Here is a 21190-nt window from a genome sequence, read left to right as displayed (position 1 = left end):
GGAGCGTCTTTGCGGTCACCCTTGCGGGGCCTGGGGGCGTGATGATCCTGGCGTGGGGACGCCGTGATCGGGGCGTGGGGACGCCCGTTCAAATGGGACATAAGGGAAGAGCGGGACGCATGACGGCACTTGAGGCACGGCCGGTTGTCGCACATGTGACGCCCGGCACGTACAACCCCCGAGGGGGGAGGCGTGTCCAACTGGCGTGGCAGAGGTATTCGAACTCAGTGTGGCCCCCGGCGGTGCGGCCCTGCGGCCGCGTCCGGCGCTCCGGCCCCGCACGTCCGGCGGCATGCCGGTGATCGCGCCCATGCCCGCAGCGCGGCCCGCCCGCATACCCGGTCAGCGTGACGGCGCCGAGGAGACCCCGGGTGCCGCGCCGGCCGAGGCCGCCGGGACCACCGTCGACCACCTCACCGAGACCTACCGGGCGCACTACCGCTCGCTGCTGGGCCTCGCCGCGCTCCTCCTCGACGACACCGCCTCCTGCGAGGACGTCGTCCAGGAGGCGTTCATCCGCGTCCACTCGGCCCGCAGACGCGTCCGCGACCCCGAGAAGACCCTCGCCTATCTGCGGCAGACGGTCGTCAACCTCTCCCGGTCCACGCTGCGCCGCCGCATCCTCGGCCTGAAGCTGCTCTCCAAGCCGATGCCCGACGCCGCGAGCGCGGAGGAGGGCGCCTACGACCAGCTGGAGCGCCGGGACCTCATCAAGGCGATGAAGGGCCTCCAGCGCCGCCAGCGCGAGGTGCTCGTGCTGCGGTACTTCGCGGACATGACCGAGGCCCAGGTCGCCGAGACGCTCGGCATATCCCTCGGCTCGGTGAAGGCGTACGGCTCGCGGGGCATCGCCGCGCTACGGGTGGCCATGAGGACACCGGCATGAGCGATCACGCCGAAGGGGGCGACCCCCATGAACGTCACGAACGTCACGAGCCCTCTGCCTGGCGCGAGCCGACACACCGCCACGGGCAACCGCACACGCCAACGCACGCTGGGAACGGAACTGTGAACCACGGCCCCGACGGCACGGGCCCCGTAAGGCCCGGCCCGGTCACCGACGCACCGGACGGCCTCGACGGACCCGACTCGGACGAGCCGGACCTGCGCCGCCTGCTGCGCTCGGCGGTGGACGACATCGAGCCGCGCGGGGACACCCTGGAGCACCTGCGGCGGGCGATCCCCGCCCGCCGCGCCCGCAAGCGCCAGGCGGCGGTCGGCGTCGCGGCGGCGGCCCTGTTCATCGGGACGGCGATCCCCGCCCTGGTGCACGTCTCGAACTCCGGCGGCTCCGACCCCCACACCGCCATGGCCGGCCAGACCTCCCAGGCCCAGGCCGGCACCGGCCAGGGCAAGGACAAGGGCACCGTCGGCAAGGACGGCGGGAAGGACACCGGGAGCGCGAAGGCCAAGCCCGGCAAGAAGCCGGACAAGGACGGCGGGAAGGACCGGGAGGACGGCCGCCACGCCGGTTCCCCGGGTGGCGCCGGACCCTCGGCCAGCGCGGCCACCGGCACCCCGACGTGCTCGCCGGGCCAGCTGGGCTCCGCGAGCGGCACGGTGAACGCCCCCGACTCCGCGGGCGTGGTCTCCGGCACCTTCCGCGTCGTCAACGTCTCCGGTACGGCCTGTACGGTGACCGGCCCGGGCAGCGTCACCCCGACGGCCCAGGGCGCCGCCGACCCGGCCAAGGTCGGCGCCGTACGGCACACCGCGGGGGACGGCGCGGCGGCCCTGCCCGACCCCTCCCTGGAGGTCGCCTCACTGGTCCTTGAGCCCGGAGCGGCGTACGAGGAGAAGTTCGCCTTCGTCCCCTCCGAGACCTGCCCCGTCACCGGCGGCGACAGCACCGACGGGGGCTCCGGCACGGGCGGCCCGTCACCGGACCCGACGCCGACCCAGGAGGCGGGCGCCGCGGGCGGCCCGGCCGAGACCGGCGCAGGCACCGGGTCGCCGGGCGCCACCACGCAGCTGGTCACCGAGGGCGGCACGGCCGAGGGCAGTGTCGCGGTCACCCACACGGCGCAGGACGGCGCACCGTCGGCGACCGCGGTGGTACCGGGGGCGTGCGCGGGGACGGTGTACTACACGGGGCTGCTGGCGGGCGCCTAGGCCTGCCGGCCGGTTCCGGGCGGGGCGTGTGCCCTGCCCGGTCTGCCGGGCGGGGGGGCTGGGTTCTGCCGGGCCTTCCGGCAGGCGCCGGCGCCGGTCAGCCGCTCGGGACCGGGGTCCGCCGCGAGTCGCCGGAGTCGTCCGAGCCGGCGGAGGCGTCCGAGTCGGCCGAGGGGTCCGAGACAGCCGAGCCCGCCGAGTCCTCCGGCACCAGGCCCAGCGCCGCGTCCCGCTGGAACTCCAGCTCCCGGCGCAGCAACCGGAACCACATGAACACCACGAACCCCGCGAACACGAACCACTCGCCGGTGTAACCGAGGTTCTGGAACGCCTTCAGGTCCAGTCCCGTACCGGTCGGCGCGCTCGCGGGCACGGCCTTCATCCCGGCGTCGCCCTTGTCCAGCGTCACCCACGCGTCGTACAGCCGGTCGGGCACCAGGTTGACCAGGGACGCCGAGCTGATCGCCGCCGTCTGCCCGGCCGGCAGCCCGCCCTGCGCGCTGACCCCGTTGTCCCCCGGGGTCTCGGACGCCTGGAGCGCGCCGGTCACGGTGACTACGCCGGTGGGCGGGGCGGGAGCCTTCGCGGAGTCGGCCGTGCCCGGCAGCCAGCCCCGGACCACGGGCAGCGCCTTGCCGGAGTCGGTGCGCAGCAGGGTGAGGACGTAGAAGCCGCGCTCGCCGTCCAGCTCGCGGCCGGGCACCAGCAGCTGCTTGCCGTAGTGCCCGCTCGCGGTGACCCGGCGGCCCGAGGTGCTCTTGTCGACGGGCAGCATCGAGTCCAGCGGGCGCGCGGCCTCGTCGCGGCCGGACGAGGCCTGCTCGGTCGCGGTGCGGTGGTCCTCCACCCGCCCCTCGAACCGGCTCAGCTGCCACGACCCCATGAACACGCAGAACGGGATGGCGAGCAGCACGAAGACGTTGATGCCCCACCAGCGGGGTGTCAGCAGAAACCGGTACACGCCCTCCACGGTACGGCGCCCGCCGCGGTGCCCCGGCCTCGGGTCAGCTCTTGCCCGCCTTCAGCGAGTAGATCAGCGGGATGCGCGGATGGCCCGCCGGGAAGCGGTGGTAGCCGTCGCGGACCTCGAAGTTCGCGAAGCGCGGGAAGAGCGAGACGTCGTGCTCGTGCAGGAACTCCACGCGCAGCCCGGTGGCGGCGAGCGCGGAGACGACGTCCCCGAGGGTGTGCTGCCACTCCACGCTGCGGTTGTGGACGGTGGCGGCGTCCAGGTCGGCGTAGGTGCCCGGTTCGTTCCACACCTGCGCGTCCCGGGTGAAGTAGTCCCGCACGATCCGGGTGCCGGTCTCGTCGTCCAGGGACTCGGTGATCGGGTGGAACTCGGCGAGGTACAGGAAGCCGCCCGGCGCGACCAGGGAGGCCGCCGTCTCCGCCCAGCGCCGGATGTCCGGCAGCCAGCACAGGGCGCCGAGCCCGGTGTAGACGATGTCGTACGACGGCTCGGGCACGGTCTGGGCCGCGTCGTACACGTCACCGGTGACGAAGGCCGCCCGCTCGGGGCCGTAGCCGAGGTCGGCGGCGAGGGCGCGGGCCGCCGTCACGGCGGGCGCGGAGAAGTCCAGGCCGACGACGCGGGCGGCGCCCCGGTGGGCCCAGGAGAGGGTGTCGGTGCCGATGTGGCACTGCAGGTGCAGGAGCGTCTTGCCGGTGACGTCGCCGACCTCCGCCGTCTCGAAGTCGCGCAGGTCGTCGCGGCGGGTGCGGAAACCGGCGAGGTCGTAGAACGGACTGGCGACGTGGAGGGGCACCCGCTCGTCCCACATGGCCCGGTTGTCCTCCCGCCAGCCTTCGGGGACGAAGGGGGAGCGGTCGGCGGCGGACGGAGAGGGGACTTCGGCTTCGGATCCGTCGGATACGGGCGAGGAGGCGGCGGAAACGCTCATGGGCGGGAAGTTATCCACAGGCTGCGCACACGCGCCACCCAATTGTCGGCGCGGCCAGGCAGTATGGGCGCATGACTGGGGCCATGAGTGAGAGCAGGACGCCGGACACACCGGACATGCCGGACTGGGAGAAGCGTTTCAGGGCGCCGCGGGTCTCGCTGCCCGACTGGGCGGAGGACGCGCCGGACCGCGCGCTGTTCGTGTCGAACGCGACGGGGACGTACGAGCTGTACGCGTGGGACCGCGCGACGGGCGAGCAGCGGCAGGTGACGGACCGGCCGAACGGCACGACGGACGGCGTGCTCTCCCCGGACGGCACGTGGATCTGGTGGTTCGACGACAAGGACGGCGACGAGTTCGGCGTCTGGCGCCGCCAGCCCTTCACGGGCGGCCCGGACGAGCCGGCCGTGCCCGGCCTGGCCCCGTCCTACCCGGCCGGCCTGGTCTTGTCCCGTGACGGCCGCACGGCGGTCGTGGGCCGTTCCACGGACGACGACGGTACGACGATCCACCTGGCCCGCGAGGGCGCCGAGCCGGTGGAGATCTACCGGCACCGCGAGTCGGCGGGCGTCGGTGACCTCTCGCACGACGGCTCGCTGATCGCGATCGAGCACACCGAGCACGGCGACGCCATGCACGCGGCCCTGCGGGTGCTGCGTCCGGACGGTACGACGGTCGCCGAGCTGGACGACACCAAGGGCGGTGTCGAGGAGCTGGGCCTGGAGGTGCTGGGCTTCGCCCCGGTCGACGGCGACACCCGGCTGCTCGTCGGTCATCAGCGCCGGGGCCGCTGGGAGCCGATGGTGTGGGACGTGGCGACGGGCGAGGAGACGGACCTGGCGCTGGACCTGCCCGGCGACGTCGGCGCCGAGTGGTACCCGGACGGCTCGGCCCTGCTCGTGGTGCACGGCTTCGAGGCCCGCAGCGAGCTGTTCCGGTTCGACCTGGCGGCCCGCGAGCTGATCCGCATCCCGACCCCGCCCGGCACGGTCTCCGGTGCGACGGCCCGCCCCGACGGCAGTGTGGAGTACCTGTGGTCGTCGGCCGCCGAGCCCCCGGCGGTGCGGTCCACGGCCGGCGGTGTGGTGCTGGACCCCCCGGGCATGGCGTGCCCGGCGTCGGTGCCGGTGGAGGACGTGTGGGTGGAAGGGCCCGGCGGCCGCATCCACGCCCTCGTCCAGAAGCCGGCGGGCGCCACGGGCCCTCTCCCCACCGTCTTCGACCTGCACGGCGGCCCGACCTGGCACGACAGCGACTCCTTCGCGGCGGGCCCGGCGGCCTGGGTCGACCACGGCTACGCGGTCATCCGTGTCAACTACCGCGGCTCCACCGGCTACGGCCGCGCCTGGACCGACGCCCTCAAGCACCGGGTGGGCCTGATCGAGCTGGAGGACGTGGCCGCGGTCCGGGACTGGGCGGTCTCCTCGGGCCTCGCCGACCCCGAGCGCCTGATCCTCACCGGCGCGTCCTGGGGCGGCTATCTCACCCTGCTCGGCATCGGCACCCAGCCGGACGCCTGGGCGCTGGGCATCGCGGTGGTGCCGGTCGCGGACTACGTCACGGCGTACCACGACGAGATGGAGGCCCTGAAGGCCATGGACCGCACCCTGCTGGGCGGCACCCCCGAGGAGGTCCCGGACCGCTTCGCCGCGTCCTCCCCGCTCACCTACGTCGACCAGGTCAAGGCTCCGGTCTACATCTCGGCGGGCGTCAACGACCCCCGCTGCCCGATCCGCCAGATTGACAACTACGTCAAACGCCTGGAGATCCGCGACGCCCCCCACGAGGTCTACCGCTACGACGCGGGCCACGGCTCCCTGGTGGTGGACGAACGCATCAAGCAGGTGAGATTGGAACTGGACTTCGCGGCGCGGCATTTGCCGGCGTAACCGGTCCGGCTTCGCCTACCGTGCGGGCTTCCCGACACCGACGTCGAGGAACGTCACGTCGACGCCCGCCAGATAGGGCTCACGTTCGGCGAGAAACCGCTGGGTGTGCGGCTGCGCCTCGTGTGCCTCGAAGGCGGCGCGGTCTTCGTACAGCTCGTAGAAGACACGGACCAGCGGTTCGCCGACCGGGGTGTGGGTGACGTAGGCCAGCGTGCCCGGCTCATGCCGGGTGATTCCTTCCAGGGTCTCGGCGCACAACGCGTCAAAGGCGGTCGCCGCCGTCTGGTCACGCAACGCGAACCGCACGACCAGTGCGAAGCCGTCTCCCATGGGCAGCCCTTCCTGTGATCCGCTCGGGGCTCTCGGCGGTCGAGCCATCGAGAGCCCCTCGCGGATTCCTTCCCCGTGACCCGGATAACTACGGGAGGTCCGGCCGTATGGCACCAGAGTCCCCCACCTCCGCAGCCGCCCGAAGCTCGAACCAGACGGCTTTCGACCGTGGCGAGAGACCACCGAAGAAGGTGATCCCCCAGCGAGCGGCGGGCGCCTCGACCAGGGCGAGACCACGTCCGTGCTCGAACTCCTCGTGCCGGGGCTGTTTGGGCGCGGGCAAAGGGCACGGTCTGTTGTCGTGCACCCGGACGAGGACTCTCTCGTCGCCGATCGAGACGTCGATGGCGATCCGCGGCGACCGAGTGTGCCGGATGGCGTTGGTGACCACCTCGGACATACAGAGAGTTCCCGGCTCGACCAGTGAGGGTTGCTGCACGCCGATGAGGGTCACGAGGAAGTCGCGCGCGATCTTCGGCGCGCGCGGGGTGTGGGGCGTACTGAGCCGGTAGCGCTCGGCGTGAGGGCCGAGGAACGGTACGGACGGGGTTAAGGCGGAGGCATGGGGCATGTCTCGTCTCCCAACGCGGTGCGGTTGCCGCGCCTTGCGTCACCGTGGCCCGTCCGTTCCCCCGGGCACCCGCGTACGGGTGTGCAGAACGGCTGCGCTGCGGATTTACTGGCGCGCTGCGCGGTGCACTCGACCATAGGGGCCATACATGCCCCGGAGCAAGGTTGCTCCATAAGTATGGTGATAGCCGATGGACCGGTAGCACGGATGCGCGCGACACTGGGCGCAGACAGGGGAAGGGACGCATGCCGCCGAGGGACAACCCAACGGCCCGCCAAGTACGACTTGGCGCCGAGCTGCGAAAACTGCGTGAGCGTGCGGGCAGGACTGCCCGCGAGGCGGCAGCGCTCATCTCGACTGACCAAGCCAAGATCTCGCACATTGAAGCGGGTCGGGTCGGCGTCAGCGAGGAGCGGATCCGTCGCCTCGCCGTCTTCTACAACTGCAATGATGACGCCCTGATCGAGGCACTTTGTGCCATCGCTTCCGAGCGTCGTGGCCAGCACTGGTGGGACGACTACCGCGACATCCTCGCTCCCGGCTTCCTGGACATCGCCGAACTCGAACACCACGCCACGTACCTGCGGTTCCTGCAACCGGTCACGTTTCCAGGGGTGTTGCAGATCGAGGAGTACGCTCGGGCGTTGTTCGCCGGCGTCATTCCGAGACTTCCCAACGAGGAGATCGAGGCTCGGGTCGAGCATCGTATGCGGCGAGGGCGACTGTTCGAGCGAGAGAACCCGACGCGCGTCGAGGCCATCGTGCACGAGGCCGCCCTGCGTATGCGGGTGGGAGGCCGCAAGGTGGCCCGTGACCAACTCGCCTACGCGCTGGAAGCGTCCGCCGCGCCGTGGCTGACGCTGCGGGTAATTCCCTTCACATCCGAGGATTTCATCGAGGTCACGCAAACCGTGATGTATGCGGGCGGTACGGTCCCGCAACTGGACACGGTGCACATCGACACGCCCTTCGGTGGTCGCCTTCTGGACGCGTCCGCAGACCTCGAACGGTACCGAACCCTGCTCGACTTCGCACGGCAGGCATCGCTGACACCAGAAGAGTCGCGAAACTTCATTCACCACATCGCTAGAGAACTGTGAGAACTCCAGAAATGGCCGACGACATCAAGTGGCAGAAGTCAAGTTTCTCCGGGGGCGGCGGCGAACAGTGCCTGGAGACCGCGGAGAACAACGGGCAGATCCTCTTCCGGGAGAGCGACAACCCGGACCTGATCATCACGACCAGCCGGGAGAAGCTCGCCGCGTTCATCCTCGGGGTGAAGGCGGGCGAGTTCGATCACTTCGTGAACTGAGCCGACCAATAAGCAGCATCAGTGCCCTCGTCCATCCGGCCGGGGGTACTGCTGTGTGGTCAGTAGGTGGTAGCGGCTCCGAGTGACCCTCGCCCGCGGCCGGTTCAGGCCGAGGTCGTTCCCGGCGCGCTCCGGGCCCTTGACGATGCTCGTAGTGGTCGGAAACGTCACACGTAAGAACACGCAACCGGTTTGACCCGGGAGGGCAGCATGGACCAGCGGTTCATCGGTATGGACCCGAACACGGGGGGCGAGGGATCGCCGACCGTGTGGGTGGAAGAGGAGACGGCTGACCTGGTACTCCAGGGCGTCAAAGCCGAGGAAATGCTGGAAGCGCTGATCAGTGGTACGGAGTGGGTCGCCGGTCACGCGGTGGGGATCCCCGCCCACGAGACGGTGATCCGCATTCCGGCCCGCATGGTGCCGATCCTGAGGGAGGCGTGTGATGTCGCAGAACGGCGTGCCGAGCTTCATTGAGCTGTTGTCCGGTACGCACCACAGCGCGGTGCATCTGGAGATGCGGGACGCGTACGGCGTCGGTGACGAGGCAGAGGAGTTCGAGCAGTTCAAGCGCACCGGTCACGTCGACCTCGACCCGACGGCGCGGTGGTGGCCCAATTGGTTGGGCATGGTGCGGGAGGCTGTGGGCCGTGGCGTGGTGATGCGTCGGGCCAGGATCGATTCCGAGCCCGTGACGGACTACATCCGATGGGAGCACGCGACCACCCCGCTGAACGTCGATGCCGGCGAACTCGTACGCTGGCTGCCCCGTCGGCAGGCTGTGGACATTGCCTTGCCGGGAGCCGACTTCTGGTTGTTCGACGACCGCTTGGTGCAGTTCAACATCTTTACCGGGAACGGCGACTGGGCCGATCCGGCCAAGGAGTTCAGCGAGGATCCCGCCGTCGTCAAGCTGTGCTCTGACGCGTTCGAGGCTGTGTGGGAGCGTGCGGTCGATCACGAGAAGTACACCGTCTGATCCCAGCTACAGCCCATGTCCGCTTCTCCTTCGTCCAGTGCTCAAGCGGCCCGTGAAGCGCTCGCTGTGCGGCTCACGCATCTTCGCCAGGACGCCGGCCTCACCGGTAAGGAACTCTCCGCCCGGTGCGGCTGGCATCCCGCGAAGACCACCCGTATCCAGAAAGCGGAAGTGCAGCCGACCGACGCGGACATCCGGGCCTGGTGCACGGCTTGTGGTGCTGCCGACCAGGCGGACGACCTGATCGCCACGGCCCGCGCGGTGGACTCGATGTACGTGGAGTGGCGCAGGAGCCACCGAACGGGCATGCGCAAGACCCAGGAGCACTTCTACGACCTCTACGCGCAGACCGGCGTCACCCGCGCATATGTCTCCAACGTCGTGCCCGGCTTCTTCCAGACCCACGCCTACGCCACGGCGCTCATGGAGGCCATCACTGACTTCCAGGGCACCCCCGACGACGTCTCGGAGGCAGTTGCCGCCCGTATCGCCCGCAGCCGGTTCCTGTACGAGGGCGTACACCGGTTCGTCGTGCTCATGGAGGAGTGCGTCCTGCGCTACCGCGTCGGCGACGCCGGGACGATGGCCGGACAGCTGCGTCACCTGCTGAGAGTGATGACGCTCCCCTCCGTCTCCCTCGGCATCATTCCCTTCACCGCTCAAAGGACGATGTGGCCGCTGGAGGCGTTCTACCTCCATGACGGCACGCGTAGTGTGGTCGAAACCCTCACGGCCGTGGTCAACGTGGTGCAGCCGCGTGAACTTGCCGATTACCGACGCGCCTTCGGCGAGCTGGCGAAGCTTGCTGTCTACGGTGATGCCGCTCGCACGCTGATCAACGCGGCGATCACCTCTATCGGTTGATGTTCCGCAATTCCCCGCAATTTCATTGAGGCGCGGCTCGGACGACTCGTACGGTCCTGTCCGGTTCCGTTGCGGCGGACCTGCCTGGAACCCCGTCCGCGATACGACGTTCGCGCCTATCACCCGGAGACTCGCATGACGCTGCGTGCTGCCCCGCCCCAGAGCCCCACCTCCACCTACGTCGCCGTAGACCAGGCGGGCATCACCAGGGCCGTCTATGTGACCGACGGCAGCGGCCCTCTGACGCGGGCCGTGCGTCGCCAGATGGTGCTTCAGCGGTTGGCCGAAGGCAGTCGGCGCGGGCGGGTTGCTCCTGGACAGTCCTGACCGTGCCGGGTTTCGCCCGGAGAAAGGAGATCGTCGTATGGGGAAACACCCTCCGCCTTCGCCTCCGCCCGAGCCCCCCAAGCCACCCAGCCCCCGGCCGGTGGACCGGGCCGTCAACCGAACCACGACACACAAACACCAAGGAGGCTTCCATGGGATGGGGAACCGGTAAGGGCGGATCCGGCGGAGACGGCAAGCATGCCGGGGGAAAGGACCCGGGTACGTCGAAGCCGTCGCCGGACACCGCTCAGCCGAAGTCCGAGCCCAGGCACAAGAAGGGCTGAGCCTCGGCATGTACGCCATGAGCAACGAGGAGCAGACCGCCGCGCGCGGTCTGCTCCGCCTCCTCACGGAAGAACTGCAAGGCCTGAGCCCGGAGTTGGAAGCGGCCCTCCACCGTGTCCCTCGGCATGTGTTCCTGCCCCGCAAGGTCTGGCTGGACGAAGAAGGCGACTGGGTGCCCTGCGACCGTGACGCGGAGCCCGCGCGCTGGCTCGCCGCCGCCTACGCCGACGCGCCGGTCGTCACGCAGGTCAATGACGGTCGGGAACCGCGAGACGGTGACGTCTGGCCGTCGTCGTCCGCGTCCGCGCCGTCGATCGTGTTCCGCATGCTGCGGATGCTCACCCCGCGCCCTGGAGACAGAGTTCTGGAGATCGGTACTGGCACAGGGTGGAACGCCGGTCTCCTCGCCGCGCTGCTCGGCGACGAGAACGTGACGAGCGTGGACGTGGAGCCGGCACTCACCGGGGCCGCCGCCCGCTCCCTGAAGGCGCTGGGCCTTCACCCGGCAGTGGCAGCGGCGGACGGTGCGGGAGGCTTCCCGCCCTCGGCGCCGTACGACCGGATCATCGCCACCTGTTCCGTGCGTCGCCTGCCCTACGCGTGGGTGGAGCAGACCCGGCCCGGAGGGATCGTCCTCACGCCCTGGGAGACGCCCTGGTTCTGCTACGGCCTGCTGCGTCTGCACGTGGGTGGCGACGGAATCGCCTCCGGCCGTTTCGCGCCGTACTCCGCTTTCATGCTGATGCGCGGACAGCGCACGGACCTGCGGATCTACCGCGATGTGGTGCGGGACGAGCACATCCCCGAGGAGTCGGCGACCGGTCTGGATCCGTGGCTCGTGGCCGGCGCGGATGCCGACGCCCGGTTCGCCGTCGGGCTGCGGTTGCCGGACGTGTGGCACGCCTGGCACCACCGTCCGGACGTTCCGGGCGTCGCGACGCGGCTGTGGCTGGCGACCACGGACGCCACCTCGTGGGCCGCCGTGGACTGGGACGGCACCCCGGACGCCCACGAGTACACCGTCTGGCAGTACGGGGACCGCCGGCTGTGGGACGAGGTCGAGGCGGCCTATGAGTGGTGGGTGGGACAGGAGCGTCCCACGGTCGATCGGTTCGGGCTCACCGTCACCCCCGACGGCGGGCGGGCCTGGCTGGACGACCCCTCCGCGGGCTGGCCCCTTCGATGAGTCAGCGGAGTTCCGCCAAGCCTCTCCGGGTCGCCGCCACCACCACGCGGTCCCCCTTCTCCAGTACGTGGTCGGAGGGTGTGTCCGGGTGGCCCAGGCGGGCCAGGGCGCGCCAGGAGCCGGTGTGGAAGGCGTCGCGCAGGGTGCGGCCCTCCAGCCGGGGGTGGCCGTCGACGTCGACCGCGGCGAAGAGCAGCACGCGCCGTTCCACCGCGATCGCGCCCAGCACCTGCCGGCCGAGCATCGCGCCGGCGAACGCGGGGGCGGCCAGGTGGGTGACGCTGCGGCTGCGGGTCAGGGCGTGCGGGTGGGCGGCGCGCAGGGTGCGGTAGACGGCGGTGGCGAAGTCGTCGTCGTACAGCCGCAGCACCACGCGGAGGTCGGGGCGGACGGTGCGGGCGTAGAGCACGGCCTCCAGGTTGGTGGTGTCGGCGCTGGTCACCGCGAGCAGCGTCCGCGCCCGGTGGATCTGGGCGGCTTCCAGGACGCCCTCCTGGGTGACGTCCCCGAGGACCACCGGCACCCGCAGCCGGCGGGCGGTGGCCAGGCCGCGTGCCTCCGGGTCGGACTCGACGCAGACCACGGGGACGTCCAGTTCGCGCAGCCTGGTCAGTACCCGGGTGCCGATCTTGCCGAGTCCCAGCAGCACCACGTGTCCGCTCAGCCCGCGGGGCGGCCTGCGCAGGGTGGACGCGGTGCGGAAGGTGCCGAACGCCTCCAGCGCGGCGGCCAGCAGGACCGGCAGGAGGAGCAGTCCGACGAGCGCGGACAGCAGCTGGAGGACCTGGCGGCCGAGGGGTTCCTTGAACGCCGGGTCGTCGATGGCGAACAGGTCCAGGAGGGTGATGTAGCAGGCGCGCAGCGGATCGATGCCGGTGACCAGCCACAGGGCGACGGCCAGGGCGACCACGCAGCCGACCAGTCCGGCCAGCGACCAGCGCAGCCGCCGGGAGAAGAGCGAGGCCAGCGGCATGACGCCGGTCAGCCGGCGACTGGGCGTGGCGGATCGTGCGTCCGTGGGGGAGGAGACGTGTTCCAGCACCACGGCGGACCGGCCGGCGGCCTGCCGTACCTCCGCGTCACCGGGGAGCAGGAGCGGTGGCTGCTCGCCGCCGGACAGCAGCGCCAGGGTGAACAGTCCGGGCCCGTCCTCCCCGGACAGCGGGCGTTCCACGGCCCGCAGCAGCAGGCCCTCGGTCTGTACGACCCTGCTGGTGCCGGCGACGGCGGTGGCCGCGAGCGCGGGAGCGGCGGTGTCGGCGTCGGACAGCACGGTCGTGGAGGCCTCCAGGCCGGCGCCGGGGCCGTCCGCCCCGTCGTCCCCTGCGGCCAGCGCGACGGCCTGGTCGAGGAGTTCCTCGATGTGCTGGCCGAGCCGCCGGTTGTAGAGCCGCAGGACCAGCCGCAGCCGGGGGTTGAGCCGGCGGGCGGTCAGCGCGGCCCGGATGTTGGTCTCGTCGTCGTCGTACACGAGGGCCAGCGCGGCGGCCCGCGCCACCCCGGCCTCCGCGAGCACCGCCTCCGTCGGCTCGGCGGCCTCCAACACCGCCTCGCCGTCCGCGCGTTGGCCGGTGGCCGGGCCGGTGGGCTGGCCGGTGCCGCCCGACCGGCCGACGGTCCCCACCGCGGCGCTGACCATCCGGTCGAACAGCGCCGCCGACGCGGCCCGGGCCCGGCCGACCACCGGGGGCCGCGCGGTGCGCCGGTCCGGCGGTACGACGAGGGTGACCTGTTCGTCGTAGACCCCGCGCAACTCGGCGGCCAGCCGGTGCGCGAGCCCGTCGTCACCGCACACCACCATGTGCGCCTGCGGGACCCCCGGCCCCCCTTGATACGGAACGCTCGCCACGAGGGAGAAGAGTGGCCGAAGACGATTCCTGGTTCCAGGCGGCTAGCGCCCCTCGGCCGCCGCTTCGTAGTCGAAGCGGGCCAGGTCGCGCAGCCACGACTCCGCGTTGCCGTCGGAGGGGGCGCGCCAGTCGCCGCGCGGGGAGAGCGAGCCGCCGGCCGAGACCTTGGGCCCGTTCGGCATCGCCGAGCGCTTGAACTGCGAGAACGCGAAGAAGCGGCGGCAGAACACCTCCAGCCAGTGCCGGATCTCGGCCAGGTCGTACGCCACCCGCTTGGCCTCGGGGAAGCCGGGCGGCCAGGCGCCGGCCTCCGGGTCGTGCCAGGCGTGCCAGGCCAGGAAGGCGATCTTCGAGGGCCTCATGCCGTAGCGCAGCACGTGGAAGAGGGTGAAGTCGTGCAGTGCGTACGGGCCGATCTTCGACTCGGTGGACTGCATCTCCTCGCCCGGCACCAGCTCCGGGCTGATCTCGGTGTCCAGGATCGCGGTCAGCACCTTGCCGGTCTCGTCGTCGAACTGGCCGCTGGAGACGACCCAGCGGATCAGGTGCTGGATGAAGGTCTTCGGCACCCCGGAGTTGACGTTGTAGTGGCTCATCTGGTCGCCGACGCCGTACGTGGACCAGCCGAGCGCCAGCTCGGAGAGGTCGCCGGTGCCCAGCACGATGCCGCCGCGCTGGTTGGCCAGCCGGAACAGGTAGTCGGTGCGCAGGCCCGCCTGCACGTTCTCGAAGGTGACGTCGTAGACCGGCTCGCCGGCGGCGAAGGGGTGGCCGATCTCCTTCAGCATCAGCCGCGCGGTCGGCGTGATGTCCAGCTCGGCGGCGGTGACACCGAGGGCGCGCATCAGCTTGTGCGCGTTGTCCTTGGTGTGGTCGCTGGTGGCGAAGCCGGGCAGGGTGAAGGCCAGGATGTCGCTGCGGGGGCGGCCCGCGCGGTCCATCGCCCGGGCGGCGACGATCAGCGCGTGCGTGGAGTCCAGGCCGCCCGAGACGCCGATGACGACCTTGGGTCCGCCGATGGCCGCCAGCCGCTGCTGGAGTCCGGCGACCTGGATGTTGTACGCCTCGTAGCAGTCCAGGGCGAGCCGGTCGGCGTCGGCGGGCACGAACGGGAACCGCTCGACGCGGCGGCGCAGCCCCAGGTCGGTGCGCGGCGGGTCCAGCTCGAAGGAGACCGTCCGGAAGTCCCCGGTCCGCGCGGCGTGGGTCCGGCGGTTGTCGTCGAAGGTGCCCATCCGGTGCCGTTCCTGCCGCAGCAGGTCGAGATCGACGTCGGCGACGGCGTACTGGTCGCCGGCCGGGAAGCGGTCGGACTCGGCGAGCAGCACCCCGTTCTCGTAGATCATGGTCTGTCCGTCCCAGGACAGGTCGGTGGTGGACTCGCCGAGGCCGGCCGCCGCGTAGACGTAGGCGGCGAGGCAGCGGGAGGACGCCGAGCGGCACAGCAGCGCGCGGTCCTCGGCCCGGCCGACGGTGATGGGGCTGCCGGAGAGGTTGACCAGCACGGTGGCGCCGGCGAGGGCGGCCTCCGCGCTGGGCGGTACCGGCACCCACATGTCCTCGCAGATCTCCGTGTGCAGCACCAGACCGGGCACGTCCTCGGCCGCGAACAGCAGGTCCACCCCGAACGGCACCTCGGCACCGGCGACGCGGATGGTGCCGCCCCGCTCGTCGTGGCCGTCGGCGATCTGCCGGCGTTCGTAGAACTCGCGGTAGTTCGGCGGGTACGACTTCGGTACGACGCCGAGGACGCGGCCCCGGTGGACGATCACCGCGCAGTTGTAGATCCGGTGCCGGTGGCGCAGCGGGGCGCCGACGACCAGGACGGGCAGCAGCTCGGCGGAGCCGGCCACGACCGTGTGGAGCGCCGATTCGACCTGGTCGAGCAGCGCGTCCTGGAGCAGCAGGTCCTCGATGGAGTAGCCGGTCAGGCCCAGCTCGGGGAAGACGGCGACGGCGACGCCCTCGTCCGCGCACCGGCGGGCCTGGCGCAGGACCGCCTCGGCGTTGGCGTGCGGGTCGGCGATGACGGTGTGGCCCGTGCACGCGGCGATGCGCGCGAAGCCGTGGTTGTACAGCGACCAGAAGTTCAACGGGGCGTCCTTCATGTTCAACAGACCGCACTGACGAAGCGATTCTCCTCCGGGAGGAAGCCTAGATCCCGGCCGCGCGGAGCCCGGGACCCGGCCGCTCACCCGGACGGGTACCCGGGCAGGTACCCGGATCCGGCCGAGTATGCGTGCCCTGTGCGCGGGCGTCGTGGTCGTGCCCCTGGCGTGGGCCGGCAGGCCCGGCTGGGACCGCCGCCGCGACGGGAGTGATCGGCTTCGCGCGGCGCGCCCTCTCCGGCGGGGGCGGGGCACCCGGGCCCAGGGCGGGGCACCTGACGTAGGCGTGCCGCATGCCGCGTGCCGCGGTCACCGGTCGTACGGGGCCGGGTGCCGCCGGGAGGCGTGGGGCGGGTCAGTCCGAGGCGCCGAGTTCGGCGAGGCGGGCGCGCAGGCGGGCGTTCTCCTGTTCCAGGGCGTCCATGCGGTCGCGGACGGGGCGGAGGGCGGTCTCCAGCTCCTGGTCGGAGTAGCGCGGGGTGATGTGCTGGTGGCAGTTCCAGTTGAAGCCCTCGACCTCGACGATCATCAGGCGCTCCACCTTGCCGTCGGTGCGCGGTGTGCCGAGCCGTTCGGTGAGCGCGGGATCCTCGTCGAGCCCCTGGGCGCGGGCCCGGCCCAGCAGCTTCAGGCGGGCCTGCCGGGCGTAGTCCATGAAGAACAGCGCCACCCGGCCGTCGGTCCGCAGATTGCCGGTGGTGATGTACTGCCGGTTGCCGCGCACCTCCGCCCAGGCCAGCCGCCGCTCGTCCAGGACGTGTACGAACCCGGCGGGGCCGCCGCGGAACTGGATGTAGGGCCAGCCGGTCTCGCCGGTGCTGGCGAGGTAGAACCCGTCCCGGGTGGTGAGGAACGCGGCCTCGTCGGGGCCCAGTTCGTCCGGGCCGGTGTCGGGCTGGGCGAGGGCGCGCACGCCTAACAGCCCGCTGCCCTGTTCCGCCTGGACGCGGCGCACGCTGTCCGTGTAGGCGAGGTGTGCGAACCGTCCCATCTAACGTTCTCCCTCTTCGTCGTCCGCGGCTGTGCCCCCTCGCGCGGCCGGCGCGGCGCCCAGGATCGAGGCGAGCAGGCCGGGGAAGCGCCGCTCCAGTTCCTCGCGGCGGATCCGGCTGACCCGGGTGTTGCCCCGCAGATGGGTCTCGACCAGGCCGCTCTCGCGCAGGGTGCGCAGATGGTGGGAGACGGTGGAGCGTCCGACCGGCAGCTCCAGGGCGCCGCAGGGTGCCTCGCCGGCGGTGTCGAGCAGCCGCACGATCTGCAGCCGTACCGGGTCCGCGAGGGCTTGCAGCACGGTGCCGATCTCCACCGTGGCGAGGTCCGGCTGCGGCAGCCGGGTCTCCTCCGTCATTCGCATCCTGCCTCCAGGCTCCTCCCGCCTCGCGCGGCCCGGCGGAACCGGTGCGGATGGAGGCGAGGTCACGCGACTATGGCGATGTCGTTCGACATCTACGATACACATCGAACCTCTATTACGATCGGCATCGACATACTCGACGCCCATCGAACCCAGGTGCTTCCATGACCCCTCCCGCCGCACAGCAGGGGCTCGCCTGGCGGACCCACGCCTGTGTGCTCGCGCTCGGCACGTTCGCCGTCGGTACCGACGCCTTCGTCATCGCCGGACTGCTGCCCGACATCAGTGCTTCCCTCGACATCTCCGTGGGCGCGGCGGGCCAGCTCGTCAGCGTCTTCTCGCTGGCCTACGCCCTGCTCTCCCCGGTGCTCGCCGCGTTCACCGCCCGCTGGTCACGGCGTACGGTGCTGATCACGGGGCTCGGCGTGTTCGCGGTCGGCAACGTGGTGACCGCCCTCGCCCCCGACTACGCGCTGGTCCTGGCGGCCCGGGTGATCGCCGCGGCCGGTGCCGCGATGTTCACCCCCAACGCGGGCGCGACCGCGGCGACCCTGGCCGGACCCGAGCACCGGGGCCGGGCGATCGCCATCGTCACCGTGGGGTTGACCGCCTCGCTCGCGCTGGGCGCGCCGCTCGGCACCGTCATCGGTGAGGCGCTGGGCTGGCAGGCCACCATGTGGTTCGTCACCGCGCTCGCCCTGGTCGTGGCCCCGGTCATCGCCCTGCGGCTGCCCGACGTCACCCTCGGCGGCCCGACCCGGCTGCGGCGGCGCCTCGCCCCGCTCGCCGACCGCAAGGTGGCCGGGGTGCTGGCCGGCACGCTGGTCGCGTTCATCGGCATCTACCTGCCCTACACCTACATCAGCGCCGTCTTCGAGCCCGCCACCGGCGGGGACGGCGACAAGGTGGCCGTACTGCTGCTGGTCTTCGGCCTGGCCGGGACGGCCGGCAACCTCACCGCGGGCCGGCTCGCCGACCGCAAGGGGCCACGCACGGTCGTCATCGGCGCGACGCTGCTGCTCACCGTGGTGTTCGCGGTCATGGCCGGCGTCCGCTCCTCCTACCCGGCGGCCGTCGTGCTGACGGCGGTGTGCGGCGTCGCCTCCTGGTCGGTGACCGCGCCGCAGCAGCAGCGCGTCATGGCGCTGGCCAGCCCCGGCAGCGAACCCCTGGCCGTCTCCCTCAACGCCGCCGTGATGTACCTGGCGATCTCGCTGTCCGGCGCGCTGGGCGCCGGGATCCTCGGCGCGACGGGTGCCGTCTGGATCGCCTGGGCGGGCGCCGCGTTCGCCGTGGCGGCGGCGCTGGTCACGGCCGCCGCCGGCCGCGCCGAGCGGGCCGCGGCCGGGGAACCGGAGCCGGCCGGGGCCCAGGGGGTGTCCGCCGGTTAGCGAGAGCCACGCGCCGGTCAGGGCTGCCGTACCCGCCCATGGCGGCGGAGCAGCGGCCTGATCGGCGGTGGAGCAGCGGCACGGGCCGTGGGACCAGGCCGGAAGGCGTAGTGCCCGTGGGCGGACAGGCCCTCAACCTCGGTCTCCAGGACGCGGCCAACCTCGGCTGGAAGCTCGCCGCCGAGATCCGGGGCCGGGCCCCCGACGGCCTGCTGGACACGTACCACTCCGAGCGGTACGCCGTCGGCGAGCGGGTGCTGAGCACCATCCGCGCCCAGTCGGCCCCGCTGCTCGGCGGCCCGGACGTCGAGGCGCTGCGCGAGGTCTTCCGCGAGCTGATCGACCCGGCGCACACCCGCCACACCCGCGCCCACCTGGCCGGCCTGATCAGCGGCCTGGACATCCGGTACGACGTGGGTCCGGGCGACCATCCGCTGGGGCCGGCGCGTGGACCTGTGGCTGGTCAGCTGCCCCGAACCCGGCGCCCGGCCCGGCGCTCACCCAGGCGCCATCCCGGACGAGCTCGGCGTACTCGACGCGGCGGAGCGCAAGCGCGCGGCCTCCTCGCGCCGGCCCGCCGACCGGGCCCTCTACGTCGCCTCGCACCTCGCCCTGCGCACCCTGCTCGGCGCCTGCCTGCGCGTTCCCGCGCGGGAGGTGGTCCTGGTCCGCGAACCGTGCCCGGGGTGCGGCGGCCCGCACGGTCGCCCCGCGGAGCCGGGCACGCCGCCCCCGCTGCACTTCTCCCTCTCGCACAGCCACGGCCTGGCCCTGATCGGGGTGGCGGCGGTTCCCGTCGGCGTCGATGTGCAGCGGGTACCGGGCCCCGGCACCGTCGACGTCTGCGCCCCTTCGCTGCACCCGGCCGAACGCGCCGAGCTGGACCGGCTGCCGCCCGGCGCACGCCCCGGCGCGTTCGCACAGCTGTGGGCGCGCAAGGAGGCGTACCTCAAGGGCATCGGCACCGGCCTGAGCCGCCCCGCGTCCGCCGACTACCTCGGCGCCGACCCCCGGTCCCGGCCGCCCGGCTGGACGGTCACCGACCTGCCCCGCGCCGACGGTCACACCGCGGCGGTCGCCGTCCTCGGCACGGTGCCCCCGGTCCCGGCCGTACGCCGGCTGCCCGCGCGCTTCTCCTCGTCCCACCTCATCGACTGACGTTCGAACACCACGGGGGTTCTGTCATGGCCGACGTCGCCCATGTCTTCCCGGGCCAGGGATCGTGGCACGTGGGCATGGGCCGTGATCCGTACGACCGGTGGCCGGAGCTGATCGGCGACCACTACCGGTCGGCCGACGACATCCTCGGCATGCCACTGCCCCGGATCTGCTGGGAAGGCCCCGCCGACACCCTGAGCGACACCGCGATCACCCAGCCCGCCATCCTGCTGACCAGCGTCGTCACCTGGGAGGTGCTGCGTGCGCACGGACCGGCCCCCGAGGTCGTGGCCGGCCACAGCCTGGGCGAGTACGCGGCGCCGGTGTGCGCGGGCGCGCTCCACCGGACCGACGCGTTGCGCCTCGTACGGCTGCGCGGCGAGCTGATGGCGGGCGTCAACCGGCGCGTGCCGGGCGGCATGGCCGCGGTGATGGGCCTGGAGCCGGCGAAGGTCGAGGAGATCTGCGCCGCCGTCACCGCCGGCACCGGACGATTGGCCGAGGTCGCCAACGGCGACGAGCCCGGCCAGATCGTGGTGTCCGGGCAGACCGAGACCGTCGACGGCGTCATCCGGGCCGCGCGCGGGGCGGGCGCGGCCAGAACCGTCGCGCTGAAGGTCGGCGCGCCGTTCCGCAGCAGCCTGATGCGCGACATCGAAGACCGGTTCGCCGAGGCGCTGGCCGGCGTCCGATCCCGCGACCCCGCCGTCCCGTTCGTCTCCAGCGGCACTGCGTAGCCGGTCACCGGCGCCGGAGAGGCCGTCGCCTGCCTGCGCGCCCACCGACCAGTTGGCAAGGGAACCGGAGGGTCCCATGAGGAAACAGCTTGACGAGCTGCTCGGCATCAAGGAGTCGGCCCGCGGCGGCCCGGATCCGGCCGCGACGCGGCGCCAGCACGACAAGGGCAAGCTCACCGCCCGCGAACGCATCGAGCTGCTGCTCGACAAGGACTCCTTCCAGGAGGTCGAGCAGCTGCGCCGGCACCGGCCGCCGGGCGCCCGGCCGCCGCGCGCTGGTTCCGGCTGGAGCGCAACGCCGGCTTCCTGGCCTCGCACAGCTGGCGGACCGCCTCGTAGCCGGCCCGTCCGGCACGCACGTACCACCGCGGACCACGACAGAACCACGGAGCAGCACGTGTCCGCGCCCGGCGCACCGGACCGTGCACCAAACTCCGCGGCGGGGTCACCGGATGGGCGGCATCGCCGCGGGCGCCGGGGTGGTACGGATGAGGAACGGATGGCAGTCGACGTTGGCGCCGGTGCGGAGCGCCGGGGAAGGGATCTCGAAATGAGTCTGCGCAAGGTGCTCATCGCCAACCGTGGCGAAATCGCTGTCCGCGTGGCCCGGGCCTGCCGGGACGCCGGGATCGCGAGCGTGGCCGTCTACGCCGACCCGGACCGGGACGCTGTGCATGTCCGCGCCGCGGATGAGGCGTTCGCCCTGGGCGGTGACACCCCGGCCACCAGCTATCTGGACATCGAGAAGGTGTTGCTGGCCGCCAAGCAATCCGGTGCGGACGCCGTCCATCCGGGTTACGGCTTCCTCTCGGAGAACGCCGAGTTCGCCCAGG

At 72.1% G+C, this 21190-nt stretch carries 21 protein-coding genes and 2 pseudogenes; 15 read left to right on the top strand and 8 right to left on the bottom strand.

All coding sequences use genetic code 11. The features are described from left to right. The first annotated feature begins 205 nt into the window (after positions 1-205). Together ABD350_RS05880 and ABD350_RS05875 are read left to right on the top strand one after the other, a co-directional pair. Complete coding sequence (locus ABD350_RS05880; protein ID WP_344346678.1) at positions 206-886, top strand: SigE family RNA polymerase sigma factor; 681 nt, start codon at positions 206-208, stop codon at positions 884-886. 122 nt (positions 887-1008) lie between these two features. Next, positions 1009-2112, top strand: a complete 1104-nt coding sequence (locus ABD350_RS05875) for a hypothetical protein (RefSeq protein WP_344346677.1) — start codon at positions 1009-1011, stop codon at positions 2110-2112. A 97-nt stretch (positions 2113-2209) separates the two neighbouring features. Here the strand turns inward: ABD350_RS05875 and ABD350_RS05870 are convergent, their stop codons facing one another. Together ABD350_RS05870 and ABD350_RS05865 are read right to left on the bottom strand one after the other, a co-directional pair. Further along, positions 2210-3073, bottom strand: a complete 864-nt coding sequence (locus tag ABD350_RS05870) for an SURF1 family protein (protein ID WP_344346676.1) — start codon at positions 3071-3073, stop codon at positions 2210-2212. A 43-nt stretch (positions 3074-3116) separates the two neighbouring features. After that, positions 3117-3896: a class I SAM-dependent methyltransferase gene (locus tag ABD350_RS05865; protein WP_344347040.1), complete on the bottom strand. Its 780-nt coding sequence runs from the start codon at positions 3894-3896 to the stop codon at positions 3117-3119. A gap of 203 nt (positions 3897-4099) precedes the next feature. Between ABD350_RS05865 and ABD350_RS05860 the strand changes: the two genes are divergently transcribed. Beyond that, complete coding sequence (locus ABD350_RS05860) at positions 4100-5905, top strand: S9 family peptidase (protein ID WP_344346675.1); 1806 nt, start codon at positions 4100-4102, stop codon at positions 5903-5905. A gap of 15 nt (positions 5906-5920) precedes the next feature. Here ABD350_RS05860 and ABD350_RS05855 read toward each other — a convergent pair whose 3' ends face one another. Continuing rightward, complete coding sequence (locus ABD350_RS05855) at positions 5921-6235, bottom strand: putative quinol monooxygenase (protein ID WP_344346674.1); 315 nt, start codon at positions 6233-6235, stop codon at positions 5921-5923. Positions 6236-6323: 88 nt separating this feature from the next. Beyond that, positions 6324-6806 (bottom strand): ATP-binding protein, encoded by a 483-nt coding sequence (locus ABD350_RS05850; protein WP_344346673.1) that lies wholly within the window; start codon positions 6804-6806, stop codon positions 6324-6326. A 245-nt stretch (positions 6807-7051) separates the two neighbouring features. On the opposite strand from ABD350_RS05850, the gene ABD350_RS05845 reads away from it, so the two are divergent. The 6 genes from ABD350_RS05845 (at position 7052) to ABD350_RS05820 (ending at position 11759) form a co-directional block, all read left to right on the top strand. Next, positions 7052-7906, top strand: coding sequence for a helix-turn-helix domain-containing protein (locus ABD350_RS05845; RefSeq protein ID WP_344346672.1), 855 nt, complete (start codon positions 7052-7054; stop codon positions 7904-7906). An 11-nt stretch (positions 7907-7917) separates the two neighbouring features. After that, a complete protein-coding gene (locus ABD350_RS05840) occupies positions 7918-8118 on the top strand; it encodes a DUF397 domain-containing protein (protein WP_344346671.1) in 201 nt (66 codons plus the stop codon). 210 nt (positions 8119-8328) lie between these two features. Next, a complete protein-coding gene (locus ABD350_RS05835; protein WP_344346670.1) occupies positions 8329-8595 on the top strand; it encodes a hypothetical protein in 267 nt (88 codons plus the stop codon). Next, complete coding sequence (locus ABD350_RS05830) at positions 8564-9097, top strand: DUF6879 family protein (protein WP_344346669.1); 534 nt, start codon at positions 8564-8566, stop codon at positions 9095-9097. The genes ABD350_RS05835 and ABD350_RS05830 overlap by 32 nt, the downstream gene beginning before the upstream one ends. Before the next feature lie 15 nt (positions 9098-9112). Continuing rightward, positions 9113-9961 carry a helix-turn-helix domain-containing protein gene (locus ABD350_RS05825; RefSeq protein ID WP_344346668.1) on the top strand — a complete coding sequence of 283 codons (849 nt, stop codon included), beginning with the start codon at positions 9113-9115 and terminating at the stop codon, positions 9959-9961. Positions 9962-10589: 628 nt separating this feature from the next. Further along, positions 10590-11759, top strand: a complete 1170-nt coding sequence (locus ABD350_RS05820) for a methyltransferase domain-containing protein (protein WP_344346667.1) — start codon at positions 10590-10592, stop codon at positions 11757-11759. Position 11760: 1 nt separating this feature from the next. Here ABD350_RS05820 and ABD350_RS05815 read toward each other — a convergent pair whose 3' ends face one another. The 4 genes from ABD350_RS05815 to ABD350_RS05800 all read right to left on the bottom strand — a co-directional run bounded on the left by ABD350_RS05815 (position 11761) and on the right by ABD350_RS05800 (position 17071). After that, positions 11761-13560 (bottom strand): potassium channel family protein, encoded by a 1800-nt coding sequence (locus tag ABD350_RS05815; protein ID WP_344347039.1) that lies wholly within the window; start codon positions 13558-13560, stop codon positions 11761-11763. A gap of 90 nt (positions 13561-13650) precedes the next feature. Beyond that, entirely contained in the window at positions 13651-15717 is a 2067-nt protein-coding gene (locus ABD350_RS05810) for an NAD(+) synthase (RefSeq protein WP_344346666.1), read from the bottom strand. A gap of 355 nt (positions 15718-16072) precedes the next feature. Beyond that, positions 16073-16708 carry a pyridoxamine 5'-phosphate oxidase family protein gene (locus ABD350_RS05805; RefSeq protein ID WP_344346665.1) on the bottom strand — a complete coding sequence of 212 codons (636 nt, stop codon included), beginning with the start codon at positions 16706-16708 and terminating at the stop codon, positions 16073-16075. Then, a complete protein-coding gene (locus tag ABD350_RS05800; RefSeq protein WP_344346664.1) occupies positions 16709-17071 on the bottom strand; it encodes an ArsR/SmtB family transcription factor in 363 nt (120 codons plus the stop codon). 164 nt (positions 17072-17235) lie between these two features. Between ABD350_RS05800 and ABD350_RS05795 the strand changes: the two genes are divergently transcribed. The 6 genes and pseudogenes from ABD350_RS05795 to ABD350_RS05775 all read left to right on the top strand — a co-directional run. Next, positions 17236-18462 carry an MFS transporter gene (locus tag ABD350_RS05795; RefSeq protein ID WP_344346663.1) on the top strand — a complete coding sequence of 409 codons (1227 nt, stop codon included), beginning with the start codon at positions 17236-17238 and terminating at the stop codon, positions 18460-18462. A 38-nt stretch (positions 18463-18500) separates the two neighbouring features. After that, positions 18501-18662 (top strand): annotated as a pseudogene (locus ABD350_RS37925) (FAD-dependent monooxygenase); the annotation flags it as partial. Positions 18663-18909: 247 nt separating this feature from the next. Next, positions 18910-19620 (top strand): 4'-phosphopantetheinyl transferase family protein, encoded by a 711-nt coding sequence (locus ABD350_RS05785; RefSeq protein WP_344346662.1) that lies wholly within the window; start codon positions 18910-18912, stop codon positions 19618-19620. Between the two features lie 26 nt (positions 19621-19646). Then, the gene (locus ABD350_RS05780; RefSeq protein WP_344347038.1) at positions 19647-20357 is read left to right on the top strand and encodes an ACP S-malonyltransferase; all 711 of its coding nucleotides are present in this window, start codon (positions 19647-19649) and stop codon (positions 20355-20357) included. 76 nt (positions 20358-20433) lie between these two features. Then, positions 20434-20595 (top strand): annotated as a pseudogene (locus tag ABD350_RS37920) (carboxyl transferase domain-containing protein); the annotation flags it as partial. 318 nt (positions 20596-20913) lie between these two features. Beyond that, positions 20914-21190: biotin carboxylase N-terminal domain-containing protein (locus ABD350_RS05775; protein ID WP_344347037.1), on the top strand; the 277-nt coding region annotated here is incomplete at its 3' end.

Source organism: Streptomyces nogalater, assembly GCF_039532885.1.
GTDB lineage: Bacteria > Actinomycetota > Actinomycetes > Streptomycetales > Streptomycetaceae > Streptomyces > Streptomyces nogalater.
This window is presented reverse-complemented; position numbering and strand designations above follow the sequence as displayed.